The organism is Stenotrophomonas sp. HMSC10F07, assembly GCF_001807895.1.
In the GTDB taxonomy this organism is placed as follows: domain Bacteria; phylum Pseudomonadota; class Gammaproteobacteria; order Xanthomonadales; family Xanthomonadaceae; genus Stenotrophomonas; species Stenotrophomonas sepilia.
In genome coordinates this window covers 86,904-101,787 of sequence record NZ_KV791446.1, presented here as the reverse complement: position 1 = coordinate 101,787, position 14,884 = coordinate 86,904, and the positions used below count along the sequence as shown (strand labels likewise).

The following is a 14,884-nucleotide window of genomic DNA, read 5'->3' as shown; positions in this document are numbered from 1 at the left end:
GCAATCGCCGCCATGAAGGCGCGGATCAGCGCGGTATCTTTGCTAGAACGGTGCAATTGGTCGGCGGGACCGCGAACAGTCCAGTACTTCCCGCGGATCTCCTCGGGGGGCCTCACTCTCCCAGAGACGAAGCATCATGCTGATGGACTCGGCGATCATTTCGCGATGCACGCCCGCACGGTGATCGATATCGAACATCTCCAGATCGAGAGTGGTGCTGCTCGCACCAATGCCGGCCATCAGGCCGCCACCCGAAATATGGTCGAGCCAGCAGATACGGTGCGCCAATTCGGCCGGATAGTGAAACGGCAACATGAAGGCACCCGGTGCCAAACGAATGCGCTGGGTGGTCAGGAAGGTCTAGGCCAGGAGCAGATCCGGCGAAGGGCAGCGTTCCCCCGGTCATCATGTAGTGCTCGCCGACCCATGCCTCCGTGAAACCGATTCGATCAAAGAACTGGAGCGTATCCAGGTCGTGAAAATGACCCGCAACAGCCGAGCGGTACCGCAGATGGGCAGGCATCAGAAACTCACCTAGCTTCATGGCCTCCTCCGTTCCTATTGCTATATGTTTCCTCTTGCTGTGCGGTATAGGATTGTATATACAACTTAGGCCGTCGACAAAAAATAACCAGTCGGGATACACCTGTTTCCGCCTCGAGCTATCTGCTGCTTACCCCACGCCCTTGAACCGCTCGTCCTCGTACGTGCGACCGTGCTTCCTCGTGCCACCAGTGCTAGTAACCGCCCAATGGGAGGGCACCGTAGCCCCCCCCCGCCCACAGGGTTCTCGCGCCGAGCCGACGTCCACTCCCGGCGAACGGAATAGGCGAAGTGCCGCCAGACAGGGCCGCCTCATCCGACAAGCATTGTTCTTTCCTATCGCCCCAGGTATACCGATGTGATCTGCACGCGTTGATGCCCCGCCTCCCGGCTGATGGTCTGCCGGGCCTGGACGTCGAGGCAGCCCCGCGCCGACGTCAACGACCGCCCCGAAGGTCCACCTGCAACCGGTGCCTTCCACTCTCTCAGTGCCTCACACCGATCCTGCGCGTCGTCAATTGAGACTATTGAGACGACCGGCCGCATACCCTCCTCCTTCACGTTGTACCCATCGACTGCATTTCAGATTTGCCTGATTCCGAGAGCGATGCGATTTCGGTCCAATAGCAACATGCCCGGATACTCAAAAGCGCCTCGATTGAGCGCTAGGCCTTTTTTTGCCCATTGGTTTGATTAGTTGCCACCTTGGGGCGTTCCAGCCTGTGGAGTATGGTTTATGCGGTTTGCGCTTAATTCCGTGATGTCAAGTTTGATTGTCGGAGTCTTTCCTTTGCTGGTGACGCCGGTCGCAGTAGCGGCCGAGTTCGGTAAAATTAGCGTCACAGATCCGGATCAGACAACGTCGGTCTTCTTGCATGCTGGCGATCGCGTGGTGTTCACCGCACCCGATGGCAGTGCGCAGTCTGCGGTCACGGTATCCTCGCCGGGCAACACGTTTTATGGGACGGGCGTCTTGATTCAGGCCGGCAATGCCGGCGATGGCATGACTCGCGGTGTAGTCGTCACCGAAGGTGGCATGGCCACGCTCGTTGATAGCAACATTGCGACGAACGACACCTATATAGGGTATGGCTTGCTGGCGCACGGTGCAGGAAGCGTATTGTCTCTGAATGGTGGCGCGGTGAATACGACTGGGCGTCAGAGCGACGCAGTCACTGCCGCTGCCGGCGCATCGATAAGGGTGGCGGGTGCGCAGATTGAAACTTCCGGTGCTGAAGCGCGCGGCGTCGTTGCCAATGACACTGATACGTCCATCGATCTGCGCGATAGCACCGTGTTCACCACGGGCAACAGTAGCGATGGGGTTGCTGCGTACAACGGCAGCAAGTTGACACTTTCCAATACCGATATCCGCACATCAGGTGCGTTTGCTTTCGGCCTAGACATTGGAGCCTCGACAGTTACGGCGGAGCAACTGACTATTTCTTCCGCACAAGCCAGTGCAATTCGGCTGATTGGTGGAACGTTATTCTTGGACGGTGGCGCCCTGACGGCTTATTACGACACCGTGCTGCTGGCACCAGGTGGTTTAGCATCAAGCGCATCGGCAGTTATTCGAAATGCGACGCTTAGTTCGCAAACCGGATACGGCATCAATCTCAACGCGCAGGGTAGTAGTGCGACGTTGGTCAATGCGTCGATTTCCACCGCCGGGAATGGTGGCAGCGGTATATGGCTGCCATCGGCCGACACGACGCTTTCGATGCAAAATTCCGCCATCTCGACGCAGGGCGATATGGCCTTGGGCATCGACAATCGGGGCGGTGTAGCCATTGTGGATGGCGGCAACATCATCACTCGGGGCAAGAGCAGTTTTGGCCTTTATGCATCGCATGAGGATGGCGCGCAAGCACGCATTACGGCCAGTGGCTTGAGCGTTGCCACCTTTGGAGACGGAGCCATAGGCGCGCTGGCTCGACGCGACGGTGCCACGATCACGCTCGATGGCGCAAATCTCACGACCCTTGGCAGGTCCGCTTACGGCCTGTATGCCACCGGGGGCGGGGCCACGCTTTCCGCTTCGAATACGCAAGTCGCGACCTCAGGCGCGGACGCAGCTGGCGCTGTTGTGAGCAATGGCGCGTTACTCTCACTTGATGGATCACGAATCGTGACCGCAGGGACCGGTGCAGCTGGCGTGTGGAGTTTTTCCACCCAAGCCACCGGGCAGGCCGTGGTGCCAATCACCGGCAGCCATATTGAAACACAGGATGCGCCCGCACTCCTTGCGACCGGGGGCAGTCATACGTTTTCGCTGACAGGCTCGAGCGTGATCGCACGCCGGGCGGGGCAGGAGCAAGGCGGCCTGCTGTTGCAGTCCGGTGCTCTCGAAGGGGCCGCTCTCATCGCCAGTACCCACGTGACACTCCGCTCGTCGTCTTCGGATTTGATCGGCGATATCGATGTGGGAAGCGGTAACTTCATGGGTTCGCTTGCCGCCGGTTCTGTGCTCACCGGTGCTATCAATGCCAATGGTGGTTCGGTGACCGGCTTCGCGGTGGACTCGAGCAGCGTGTGGAACGTGCGTGGTAACTCCACTTTGGGCACGCTGGATAACACCGGAGTGGTCGCCTTCGTGGCGCCAGGCAGTGACAGTGGGTTCAAGACGCTTCGGGTCAACGACTATCATGGCGGTGGCACGCTGGTCGTCAATACCTATCTCGGGGGCGATGCGTCGGCCACGGATCGTCTTGTGATTGACGGCGGCACGACGACCGCGACCACCGCGATGCGCATCATGAACGCCGGCGGCGCTGGCGGGCAAACCGTAGATGGTATTCGAGTGGTTCAGGCGATCAATGGCGGGACAACCGCAGCAGATGCTTTCCGTCTGGACCCCGGCTCTAGCGGCTACCGCGCTAGTTCGGCAACGCTTGCCATCAATGGCTATGACTATAGTCTCGTGCGCAAGGGCACTGGTAGCACACCGGAGGATTGGTATCTGACGTCGGTGTACTCCCCGCCGACCTCCCCATCTACGCCCAGCGATCCAAGTCTGCCGACCGTCGGTCCGGATACGGACAAGCCCGGTGTGCGGCAAGTTTCTCCGGAAAGCGGGGCATACCTTGGGAATAGGTGGTCTGCCACCTCCATGTTCACCCACACGCGGCACGATCGCGACGACCTGCGGCGCACACTAGGCGAGGATGGAGAACCTCTTCGGGTATGGGCACGAACGCTGGGCTATCACGGCAGCGGCATGCATATGGCACAAGGCAACGTCGATATCGATACCGATCGCTACGTGCTCCAGATGGGCTCGGACATTTTGCGCCACTCGGTTGGCGACCGAGGCACCTTGTACGCCGGCCTCATGGCCGGTTACGGCACCGCGCGATCAACGGCCACGTCAAGCTTGGTGAATCAGCAAAGTGGCGCGACGGTGCGCGCCAATGCGCGTGGTCAAGTGCAGGGGTACGCCACGGGTGGCTACTTAACATATTATGCGGATGAGGAAACCGGATTGGGTTCTTACGCTGACACTTGGCTGCAGTACGGACGTTTTCGCAATCAGCTCAGTAGCGAACTGGGCAGCACCCGCTATGGCAGTGGCGTCTTCTCGGTTTCCGCTGAATATGGCTACGCGCTAAAACCTTTTGGACCGGGTGGGCCTGCGGCCGACTGGGTGTTTGAACCGCATATTCAACTGGTCTACGCCAACTATGATGCGAACCACGCTCAACTGCAGAACCTGTCAATGGGCGCCGAAGGGGCGCACTCGTGGCAGAGTCGGCTCGGCGCGCGATTCTATCTGGCCGACGGATTGATCCACTCGTCGCATACTCTGCGACCGTTTGTCGAAGTGAATTGGCTGCACCAATCGACGGCACCGTCAGTGCGGATGGGGGCGGTGTCTATGAGTGCAGCCGGCATGCGTGATGCCTTGGAAATGAAGGGGGGTGTCGGCGGATATTTCAATCGACAATGGGAAGCTTCGGCGCTGCTCGTGGGTACCACGGGGAGTGGCGGCCAGCGCTCTTACGGGGGACAAGTGAGCGTGGTGTATCACTGGTGAAGCATACGTGCACCCGGGCAGGGAGACCATCAGCCCGGCGCACGCTGATCGGGTGCGTCTTCCCCGATTCCTTGATGAGTCGCTCGATTTGCGGTTTGTCATCGCGGTGAGCGCGCCGCTCTTCGACCGAGACCTGCATCCTCGGCGCGGCGCTTCAGGAGAACTTGCATGCCACTCGAAAGCTACTTCCACTACGGCGCGTGGTGCTACACCATCCGCGTGGTCCCTTGTGGCGTGATTGGGTGACGAGGCATTGCTTCTATTGGTCGTTTCAAGGGCGACATCTTCGAGCCCGTGCTTTCTAAGATCATCGCTTTGTCCGACAGCTCTATAGATGACGCCTGGGCACATGCCGAGGCCCGCGTCGCTGCGTTCATTGACTGGATCGAACAAGGCTGTCCTAGGCGCGGAAACGCGCACTATCCCCATCATCACAACGCCGCATCGTGCGACGACGGTTAGGCGTAAATCAGCGAGGTAAACAACATCTTTGTGGCGCATTGATCATTTGCGTTGCATGCGTTCGGAAAGGGCCGGCAACCGGCTGGGTACGCTTGCACGCGCATGACCCGTAGCAGTTCTGTTTGAAAGCGCCGGCCTCTTCGGGGCTTTCATCCCACGATTGGCGCACCACAGAAAGTGTTCTCAGGAGACATCGATATGAATGCTCATCTGGTCAGCTTGTGGCCCCTTGTGGGCGTGGCGGTCATCATTGGGGGCTTCGCGCTGCGCCTCAATCCATTCGTCGTGGTCGTGGTCACTGCGCTGGTGACGGCAGCAGTGGCGGGGTTTCCGGCGCAGAAGATACTTGCAACTCTTGGGGTTGGCTTCGTGAAGACGCGTAACCTGCCACTCATCATCATCTTGCCGCTTGCGGTGATTGGCCTGCTGGAGCGCCACGGCTTACGTCAACACGCGCAGCATTGGATCGCTAGGATCAAGTCGGCCACTGCAGGCCGGTTGCTCATCGTTTACTTGGCGGCTCGTGAGCTGACAGCGGCCGTGGGCCTGACTAGCTTGGGCGGCCACCCCCAGATGGTGCGGCCGCTACTGGCGCCGATGACCGAGGGCGCGACCGAGACGCGCTACGGCAAGCTGCCGGACGGGATCCGCCACCGACTGCGCGCCTTCAGCGCGGCCACCGACAATGTGGGGCTGTTCTTCGGAGAGGATATCTTCGTTGCCTTTGGCGCCATCGTGCTCATGACAACCTTCCTGCACGAGGCAGGCATTGACGTCGAGCCGCTTCATGTTGCGGTGTGGGGTATTCCAACCGCGATCTGCGCCTTTCTGATCCACGCCTTTCGCTTGCTGCGCTTGGATCGCGCCATCGATCGCGAGATACAAGCGTTGGGACCGGAGCCTATCGCCAACGGCACGGCCGATAACCAGAAGGTGCAATGATGATCTTTTCCATTAACCATCTGTACTACCTGGCAGGCTTTCTGTTTGCATGCGCGGCGATCTTCAATTTCTTTGATGCAAATAATCCCAAGCGTTGGAGCACCGGTTTGTTCTGGGCCGTATATGCCGCAATGTTCCTTATCGGCGACAAGCTTCCGCCCGCGTTGGTGGGCGGCGGTGTGGTGCTGCTGGCGCTGATCGTCATGGGCAAGGGAGTGGGCTCGGGCAGGTATAAGGAGCGAGCCGAGGTCGACTACCAGGCCAGCGCCCGTCGTCTGGGAAACAGGCTCTTCGTGCCAGCGCTGACGATCCCGCTGGTAACGGTGATCGGCAGCGTGCTGCTTAACGACGTGAAGTTCGCCGGCGTTTTTTTGATCGATCCCAAGAACGCCACGCTGGTGAGCCTCGGCTTGGGATGCGTGATCAGCCTCGCCTTGGTCTGCTGGCTCACCCGGGAGACCCCGGTGCAGGGGCTGCGCGAATCGCGTCGGCTGATCGACGCGCTCGGCTGGGCGCTAGTTTTGCCGCAGATGTTGGGCATGCTGGGGTTGGTTTTCTCAGACGCCGGTGTGGGCAAGGCGGTGGCCCAAGTCACCACTACGTATATCAACATGGATCTGCGCTTCGTTGCCGTAACGGTCTACGTGGTCGGCATGGCGCTATTCACTGTCATCATGGGCAATGGATTCGCGGCCTTTCCGGTGATGACCGGCGGTGTCGGCGTGCCGGTGCTGGTGGGTATGTACCACGGCGACCCTGCGGTCATGGCAGCGATCGGCATGTTCTCGGGCTACTGCGGTACGTTGCTAACGCCTATGGCGGCAAACTTCAATATCGTACCCGCCGCGCTGCTCGAGCTGCCAGACCAGAATGCGGTGATCCGCGCCCAGGTGCCCACGGCGCTGGGCGTCTTGGTCTGCAACATCTTCCTGCTGAATTTCCTCATGTTCCGTTGAGGAGGCCTCGTTCATGGGCACCACCATCGATCTTAATAGCGACTTGGGCGAGAGCCTGGGCGCGTGGCGCATGGGAGACGACTCGACCATGTTGTCTATCGTTAGCAGTGCTAACGTGGCTTGTGGATTTCACGCTGGCGATCCGATCGTCATGCTTGCCGCTCTACGCGCGGCCAAGGCACATGGCGTGGCCGTGGGTGCGCATGTAGCCTACCGTGACCTGGTGGGGTTCGGGCGCCGCCCCATGGACGTGCCACATGCCGAGCTGGTGGGCGACCTGATCTACCAGATCGGCGCGCTGCAGGGCTTGGCTCGCACTGTCGGCACCGAAGTGCGTTACGTCAAGCCGCATGGCGCGCTGTACAACACCATCGCACACGACCGCGGCCAAGCCCAATCGGTCATCGAGGCGGTGAAGGCGGTGGACGGCGACCTAGCTTTGGTGGTCCTAGCTCGCTCGAAGCTGGTGCAATGGGCGCGTGACGCCGGCCTGCGCGTCATCGAGGAGGCGTTTGCCGACCGGGGCTACACGCCCCAGGGCACGTTGGTTCCTCGCCGCGAGCCGGGGGCGGTGTTGCACGATGCCCATGCCGTGGCTCGCCGTATGCTTCAGCTGAGCAGGGAGGGGACAGTGCAGGCGGTGGACGGCAGCACTGTGCGCATGCAAGCCGACTCGATCTGCGTGCACGGCGACACCCCAGGGGCTGTCCATATGGCGCGCACGGTGCGCAGGCTGCTCGAAGCCAAGGGCGTCGCGGTGCGTTCTTTTATGGAGCCACGCAAATGAGCTCTACACCAATGCGTTTTCTGCCCGTTAACCACCATGCGCTGCTAGTCGAGCTGCCCGACCTTGCCTGCACACTGGACTTGCTGGCAGCGCTGCAAGACGAGCCGCCTGCCGGCGTGAACGATCTCGTGCCCGCAGCGCACACCATATTGGTGTGCTTTGATCCCAGACAGACCCACGCCTCCGCGCTGCGCCGTGCCATCGAAGGCTTACCCCTGCAGGCCTGACAGCGTGGCGGCGACGAGCGCGTCGAGATCCCCGTGCGCTATGACGGTGAAGACTTGGCCGAGGTGGCCGCGCTATTAGGCATCGACGTCGCAGAGCTCATCCGACGCCATACCGGTCAGGACTATACGGTGGCCTTCACCGGCTTCGCGCCTGGCTTCGCCTATCTGAGCGGTGGCCATGACAGTCTCAACGTGCCTCGCCGCAACTCGCCGCGCATCCGGGTACCGGCCGGCGCGGTGGCACTGGCTGGTGGTTTTAGCGCGGTCTATCCCGCTGCCAGTCCGGGGGGGTGGCAGCTGATCGGCACCACGGATGTACGAATGTGGGATCTGCAGCGCGACTCGCCCGCGCTACTGCGCCCGGGGATGCGCGTGCGTTTTGTGGATGTCGCTTCCCGTAAGTCCCCTGCTGGCACTTTGCCAAGACCGGTCTTACACAAAAGACCAGTTGAAATTGCGGTAGCCAAAGCGTCCGACGCGCCCATGTTGCGGGTCCACGCGACTGGCCTACAAACCCTGTTTCAGGACAGTGGTCGTTTCGGGCAGGCCGGCCAGGGCGTATCTGCCGCTGGTGCCATGGATCAGGGCGCGATGCGCCGTGCCAACCGCTTGGTGGGCAATACCCCCGGTCGGCCAGTGCTCGAAGCGCTAGCCGGCGGACTACAGCTGATCAGCCACGGCGATACCGTGGTGGCAGTGACCGGCGCCGACGGCCCGCTCACGCTCACGACGGCTCACGGCCAACGCTGGCCGGTGCCGCGCAATCAGCCATTCGCGCTAGCCGATGGAGATGGGTTGATGCTGGGCGAACCCACCGCTGGCCTGCGCAGTTATTTGGCGGAGCGTGGGGGCTTCCTGGTGGATCCGGTGCTGGGCAGCGCCAGCACCGACACGCTCGCCAAGGTCGGCCCAGCCGCGCTCGCAGTAGGCCAGCCGCTGCTGATCGGTGCCGCACCCCGAGCGGCGGTAGCCGAAGCCGACATGGCGTTGCCGCCGTTGCCACGGGCTGGCGATACCGTCACGCTCGACGTGCTGCTGGGCCCACGCACCGACTGGTTCACACCCGAGGCGGTGGCTCTGCTGGGGACCCAGTGCTGGCAGGTCACCTCGCAGTCCAATCGCGTGGGGCTGCGTTTGGCGGGTGCCACGGCGCTGGCGCGCAGCGTTTGCCAGGAACTGCCCAGTGAAGGTACTGCGCTGGGGGCGATTCAGGTACCGCCCAGCGGTCAGCCAGTGCTGTTTCTGGCCGACCACCCGCTTACTGGCGGATATCCGGTGATCGGTTGCGTAGCGTCCGATCATCTTGACTTGGCGGGCCAAATCCCCCCGGGGGCGTGGATACGCTTCCATCCGCTGGTGCCCTTTGTGGAAATTCAAGGATAGATCATGAAAAAAGTACTGATCGCTAATCGGGGCGAGATTGCCGTGCGTATCGCCCGTGCATGTGCTGACTACGGCGTGTCGTCCGTCGCCGTTTACGCTAATGCCGACATCGATGCGATGCATACGCGCATAGCAGACGAAGCCTACGGCCTGGATGGCGACACGCCGGCCGAGACCTACCTGAATTTCGACAAGCTATTGGCGGTAGCCAGGAAAAGCGGGACCGATGCGGTACATCCCGGCTACGGCTTTCTGTCAGAGAACGCGGGTTTCGCGCAAGCGGTGATCGACACTGGCCTCACCTGGATAGGCCCGAAACCGGCCACCATCATCCAATTGGGCGACAAGGTGGCGGCGCGCAAGATCGCCCTGCAGGTAGGAGCACCGCTGGTCGCGGGCACCCAGGATCCGGTCAAGGACGCGGCCGAGGTAGTACGCTTTGCCCAGAAAAATGGCCTGCCCATCATCATCAAGGCGGCCTTCGGCGGCGGCGGACGCGGCATGAAGATCGCATGGCACATGGACGAGGTCGAGGAGTTGTACGCTTCGGCGGTGCGAGAGGCGGTGACAGCGTTTGGGCGGGGTGAATGCTTTGTCGAGCAGTTCCTCGATAAGCCGCGCCATATCGAGGCTCAGGTGATCGCCGATACCCATGGTAACGTGCTCGTCCTCGGTACGCGGGACTGCTCGCTGCAGCGGCGTAACCAGAAGCTGGTGGAAGAGGCTCCAGCGCCTTTCATCTCCGAGGCGCAGCGCGAGCGTATCCACACGGCGGCACGCGACATTTGCGCCGCGGCCAACTACGTGAGCGCCGGCACGGTAGAGTTTTTGCTGAGTCAGTCCGGTGCGATCTCCTTTCTCGAAGTGAACACGCGGCTGCAGGTCGAGCATACAGTGACGGAGCAGACGACTGGCATCGATTTGGTGATCGAGCAACTGCGCGTAGCCGATGGCCTGACGCTGTCGGTGAGCGCTACGCCAGCGCCGATCGGGCACGCGTTCGAATTCCGCATCAATGCCGAAGACCCGGGTCGAGGTTTTCTGCCCACGCCCGGCCCGATGGCGCGATTCGATGCGCCCAGCGGCCCCGGCGTGCGGTTGGACAGCGGTGTGCAGGCTGGTTCGGTAGTGCCGGGCAGCTTCGATTCGATGATGGCCAAGCTCATCGTGAGTGGTGCCTCACGCGAGCAGGCGCTGGCACGAGCCCGGCGCGCGCTAGCTGAGTTCCGCATCGAAGGCGTGGCGTCGGTGTTGCCCTTTCACCGCGCGGTGCTGGACGAAGCAGATTTCATCGGGAAGGATGGGTTCAAGGTACACACGCGCTGGATTGAGACCGAGTTTGCGGGCAAGCTGGCTGCGGCCGCGCGCGCCGAGCCTCAGCCCGACGCCAGCCTAGTGCGCACCGCAATCGAGGTCGACGGCCGCCGCATGCAGTTGGGCTTGCCTGCCAGCCTGCTTGTCGGTCTAGCCGCGGCGCAGCCCACCACACTTGCTGCGACGGCAGTGGCAGAGCGGGTGGATGAGCAGGCAGTCACCGCCCCAGCCGCCGGCAACCTGAGTGCCTGGAAGGTGGTCGATGGCGCTCACGTCCAGGAGGGGGATCTGATTGCGGTGATGGAGGCGATGAAAATGGAGATGCAGGTGCACGCCCATCGTGCGGGTACCATTCATCTGATAGCACAACAAGGCCAACTGCAGGATATGGGGGCGGTCTTGGCGCGAATCACGTGAGGCGTCCCTCCCCCTGCGCGCATACCATCGTCTAAAGCCATGCCGGGAATATAGCGAAGAACGGAAGGCGCAGCGTGAGCTGCCGTCGTCCGACAGCCCCTGCCGCGCGAGGAGACGTCCCAGACCGTGGATCCCTAGTGTCTGTCGCGGTGAATGCGAAAGAAGGCAGCAGGCCATATCGCACCAGCGCAGAGACACGCTTCTCATGTCTTCATTGTCTAAGGGCTTCGCGCTGCCGCAGACGGGATGTCATGTGGGCTTGCGGACGGTTGCGCAGCCGATGTAACCAAGAAGGCCGGTGAACCGGTCCAGTCGGTCAGATCGACTTTCTCATGGAAAGACCGACAAACGGCGACGACAAGCGGGGTGCGAAAGCTGAGGCTAAGAGACGCCATCGAGTGATAAGTATGGGTTGTCCGGCATGGGAACATCCAATAGACGGTGGGGATCTTGAAGCAGATAGCCGTGCAGTCGGTTTGACTTACGCGGCCCGGTGACCGCGCAAGTCCAGATATTTAGTCCGTTTGACTGCTTACGATGCAGTTGCAGACGCTCGAAGCGCTTTTGTACCCATTGCCAATCGTGAAGGTTATCCTGTTTAGCCAATGTCGCTAGTTGCGGATGTTCCTGAGCGTAGCGCTGAAATATGCCTGGGCTCACCAGATAGACCGTCCCACTGACGGTATGCACGAGCGCCCTCGCGTCATTGACGATGAGTTTGTGCGATATCACGCCTTGTCGAAGCCATGCGATGAAATGCTCACCGGACGGTTGTGCTGCCCCGGCGGCGGGCACACGAGGTAGATGCCCGTCCCCTGTCGAAGGCGGCGTGACGATTGCGACACGGGGCGTTGCATCCGCTGACTCGCGCGTGCTTTCAATGGAGCCGTCTGGTAAATGACCCATGTCGCTCACCATGGCCAGCATGTCCGCCATGACATCGGGCGCGGCCTCGGTCGATGGAAGAGACAGAGGGCGCGCGTCAGTGCGATCGTCTGCGGGAGTGGGCAGTGGATCGTCAGTAGCCTTCTCTGCGGCTGTCGGGTCGATCACGACCATTCCATCAAATGGCGCCGGTCGCTCGCCAGGCTCCCAAATCAGTGCAGGAGCCAACCGCAACAGAGTGAAGGAGTGAGACCAGGCGGTGGAACTGGTCACGGTTGCACGCCAAATCGCCTTGCCATCAGGTGTGGGCTGCAACAGGCCGTGATCCTGAAGGACGTTGAACACTGCAGTGTTGCTCGTCGGGATGCCATCAATGCCTTGGGACAGCAGATGGGCACGCAGCTTGTCCGAGACCGTCTTGCTGACCAACCAAAGCGAGTTCTCCGTGAGCCAGCCATCCGAGGCTTCGGGCTGGTTCAGTTTCAGCTCCTCCTTGAGCAGGTAGCGCAGCCCGTTGACCAGTTTGCGTTGTAGTGAGTGCTTGGGCGCGGCCATGGCGCGCGCCGGATCGCCGCCCAGTTCTTGAGCAACGGAGGCGCGGTCAGCCTGCACGACCAGTTCGCCCAGTACCCCGGCGTGCTCGTACTGCCCGGCCAGGACGTAGAGCAGCGGCGCCCATAGGGACGGATAGCCGCTGAGCCAGTCCAGCAGATCGCGGTCGAGTAGTTGCCGGTACAGCAAGCCTGTCGCGGCGCTGTGGAGCCGGTACTCGCGGTCGTCGCGGTAGCGGAAGCGGTACGGCTGGCGCAGGGGGCCGTGCCATGGGTGCCAGGTGCTGCCGTCGGCGAGCTCGACGTGCAGATCGACCGCGATCTTGCCGATGTCATGGAGCAGCGCGGCATAGGCGACGGCCGCAGTCCAGGCTTCGGACTGCGCCGCCTGGTCTTCGGGACTGGTACCAATGGGTAGTAAATGGGACTGCCGCAGCTTCAGGCTGTAGGCGACGATTTCCAGGCCATGATCGAGCATGCCGCCGGGGTATGCGTGGTGGTGCGCTTCGGAGGCGGGGAAAGCCTGGACCAGCTCGGCGTAGCGCTCCAGTGGAGCGCGGTACAGGGTGGCGAACTGCCTGCGCGAGAGCGAGGTGCGCTGCCAGATGTGTTCCAGCAGCTTCTGCCGGCGCGGGGTGGCCAGCAGCGATGCGGCCGACTCCGGCCGCATCAACCCTTTTGGGAGGTCGGTGGCGGCTGCTGGCGATGGATCGGCGGCGACCGGGGGCCGTTTTCGCTGGAACAGGGAGAGCATGTCGGTGTCCTGATGGCGGGCCGGGCGGGAGGCCTTTTTGCCTTTTCGGGGTAGGGCCTTTCCCCTTGCACCCCATTCCCTTGCCGTTTTGATCCTTTGGCCTTTAACCGTTTCGGTATAGCGGGGCTTGGGCTGCGGCTCCAGCGCCAATGTGGAACCCGCATTGATGGATTGGACGGCAACCCCGCACTGGCCTCGGCCTATGCTGCCGGGAAGCTACACCGCCAGGTAGGCTGCAACCCAGGAGAGACTAAGTTGACAAAGGAGGCAAAGGCGACTAAAGTGAACCTGTCTCAAACCTACCTGGGAGCGGACCATGCCCACTGCGATCGAATTCTTTGCCGACCGGCTGCCGCGCGTCACGGTGGAGGATGTGCGACGCTTCGCCGATACCGTCGAAATCCGGGATGCCCCGGCTTTTGCGGCCGAGTTGCAGGCGTTCATCCATGAGCGCGTCGAGGCGGTGACGCGGCCTGCCAACCAGAATGGTGGAACAGTGGTGCAGGGCTTGCAGCGCAAGGCGGCCGCGTTGCGCACCGGCACGCGCTGGGCACCGAATGAAACCGACGTCCAGCGAGGCCGCGCCGTGCTGCTGGAAACCTTCAACCTGCCGGACAACCTGCCGACTGCCGAGTTCGCCAAGCTGGCGGACAAGTCGCGCCAGCAAATCTACAAGGACATCCTCGCCCGTCGGCTGCTGGCGCTGAACGTGGGGCCGCGCGGCCAGAAGCTGCCCGACTGGCAGCTCGACCCGGTGAAGCAGCAGCTGACCCAAACCGTGCTCCAGGAGGTTGAGGGCATCGACCACTGGACGATCTACCGCGCGCTGTCCGAGCCCCTCGAAGGCCTGGGCGGTCGCTCGCCGGTGGATGCGGTGACGCATGGCACGATCGACAAGGTGGCCGAGGCCGTGTTCAACGTGCTGGGCGTGCGGGCGGATTGAAGCGAGATCGCCATGAGCCACGGGCTGCCCACGTTCCTGATTGATGCCGGTGAACTGCTCCAGCATGTGAGCCGCGTCATCTATCGGGGCAGCCCGCTGTACTATGGCCGCAGCAGCACGAATCGCTACGATGACCCGCCGGGAGCCTACGGCGTGCTCTACTTGGGACGTGACCTGCCCACGGCGCTGATGGAGTCGGTGTTTCACAAGCACCAGTGGCTTGCGGACACGCAACGCTCGATCACGCTGAAAGAAGTCCAAGCCCGGATGGTGCGCGCAGTAGGCGTAATGGACGACGTGCTTCTGGCCGATCTCACGGCGCCGGACGTCATGGCGGGCTACTTCGACCTGAATCTGGAGCAGTTGGCCAGCCGCGACTACACGCACACGCAGCAGGTGTCCGCCCGGGTGCATGCGATGCTCGGAAACGATGGCCAGCCATTGTTCGACGGGGTGTTCTACCCCTCGCGCAACAACTATCCCGCCAAAAGCATCGCCCTGTTCGAGCGGGCGGGAACGAAGATCAGCGTTGTCGACGACATCGACCTGGCTAATCATGTGGACTGGCCGCGGTTCGTTGCCACCTACCGCATCGGCGTGGAACCCGATCCCGGTGGAGCCGGAGGACGAAGCGTCCTGAAGCAACAGGAAAGCGCATTGAGGCCTCAAACCGAATGAATTGGA

At 62.0% G+C, this 14,884-nt stretch carries 10 protein-coding genes and 1 pseudogene; 9 read left to right on the top strand and 2 right to left on the bottom strand.

Going from position 1 to position 14,884, the window contains the following annotated elements:
- Positions 1 to 42: 42 nt before the first annotated feature.
- Positions 43 to 339: an LLM class flavin-dependent oxidoreductase gene (locus HMPREF3114_RS18360; protein ID WP_256337660.1), complete on the bottom strand. Its 297-nt coding sequence runs from the start codon at positions 337 to 339 to the stop codon at positions 43 to 45.
- A 964-nt stretch (positions 340 to 1,303) separates the two neighbouring features.
- Between HMPREF3114_RS18360 and HMPREF3114_RS18355 the strand changes: the two genes are divergently transcribed.
- The 7 genes and pseudogenes from HMPREF3114_RS18355 (at position 1,304) to HMPREF3114_RS18330 (ending at position 11,067) form a co-directional block, all read left to right on the top strand.
- Positions 1,304 to 4,579 carry an autotransporter family protein gene (locus HMPREF3114_RS18355; RefSeq protein ID WP_176746390.1) on the top strand — a complete coding sequence of 1,092 codons (3,276 nt, stop codon included), beginning with the start codon at positions 1,304 to 1,306 and terminating at the stop codon, positions 4,577 to 4,579.
- 660 nt (positions 4,580 to 5,239) lie between these two features.
- Positions 5,240 to 5,983 (top strand): DUF969 domain-containing protein, encoded by a 744-nt coding sequence (locus tag HMPREF3114_RS18350; RefSeq protein WP_070490321.1) that lies wholly within the window; start codon positions 5,240 to 5,242, stop codon positions 5,981 to 5,983.
- Positions 5,980 to 6,939: a DUF979 domain-containing protein gene (locus HMPREF3114_RS18345; protein WP_218086327.1), complete on the top strand. Its 960-nt coding sequence runs from the start codon at positions 5,980 to 5,982 to the stop codon at positions 6,937 to 6,939. Before HMPREF3114_RS18350 ends, HMPREF3114_RS18345 begins: the two co-directional genes overlap by 4 nt.
- Before the next feature lie 13 nt (positions 6,940 to 6,952).
- On the top strand, positions 6,953 to 7,726 hold the full coding sequence (locus HMPREF3114_RS18340) for a LamB/YcsF family protein (RefSeq protein WP_070490319.1): 774 nt from the start codon (positions 6,953 to 6,955) through the stop codon (positions 7,724 to 7,726).
- Positions 7,723 to 8,298 (top strand): annotated as a pseudogene (locus HMPREF3114_RS21555) (allophanate hydrolase subunit 1); the annotation flags it as partial. The gene HMPREF3114_RS18340 and the pseudogene HMPREF3114_RS21555, both read left to right, overlap by 4 nt.
- Positions 8,275 to 9,336, top strand: coding sequence for a 5-oxoprolinase subunit C family protein (locus HMPREF3114_RS18335; protein WP_315970771.1), 1,062 nt, complete (start codon positions 8,275 to 8,277; stop codon positions 9,334 to 9,336). The pseudogene HMPREF3114_RS21555 and the gene HMPREF3114_RS18335, both read left to right, overlap by 24 nt.
- Before the next feature lie 3 nt (positions 9,337 to 9,339).
- Positions 9,340 to 11,067, top strand: a complete 1,728-nt coding sequence (locus HMPREF3114_RS18330; RefSeq protein ID WP_070490317.1) for an acetyl/propionyl/methylcrotonyl-CoA carboxylase subunit alpha — start codon at positions 9,340 to 9,342, stop codon at positions 11,065 to 11,067.
- A gap of 381 nt (positions 11,068 to 11,448) precedes the next feature.
- Here HMPREF3114_RS18330 and mobH read toward each other — a convergent pair whose 3' ends face one another.
- On the bottom strand, positions 11,449 to 13,257 hold the full coding sequence (mobH, locus tag HMPREF3114_RS18325) for a MobH family relaxase (protein WP_070490315.1): 1,809 nt from the start codon (positions 13,255 to 13,257) through the stop codon (positions 11,449 to 11,451).
- Positions 13,258 to 13,573: 316 nt separating this feature from the next.
- On the opposite strand from mobH, the gene HMPREF3114_RS18320 reads away from it, so the two are divergent.
- Positions 13,574 to 14,200: an integrase gene (locus tag HMPREF3114_RS18320; RefSeq protein ID WP_070490311.1), complete on the top strand. Its 627-nt coding sequence runs from the start codon at positions 13,574 to 13,576 to the stop codon at positions 14,198 to 14,200.
- A gap of 12 nt (positions 14,201 to 14,212) precedes the next feature.
- Entirely contained in the window at positions 14,213 to 14,878 is a 666-nt protein-coding gene (locus HMPREF3114_RS18315) for an RES family NAD+ phosphorylase (protein WP_141750846.1), read from the top strand.
- Positions 14,879 to 14,884: the final 6 nt, after the last annotated feature.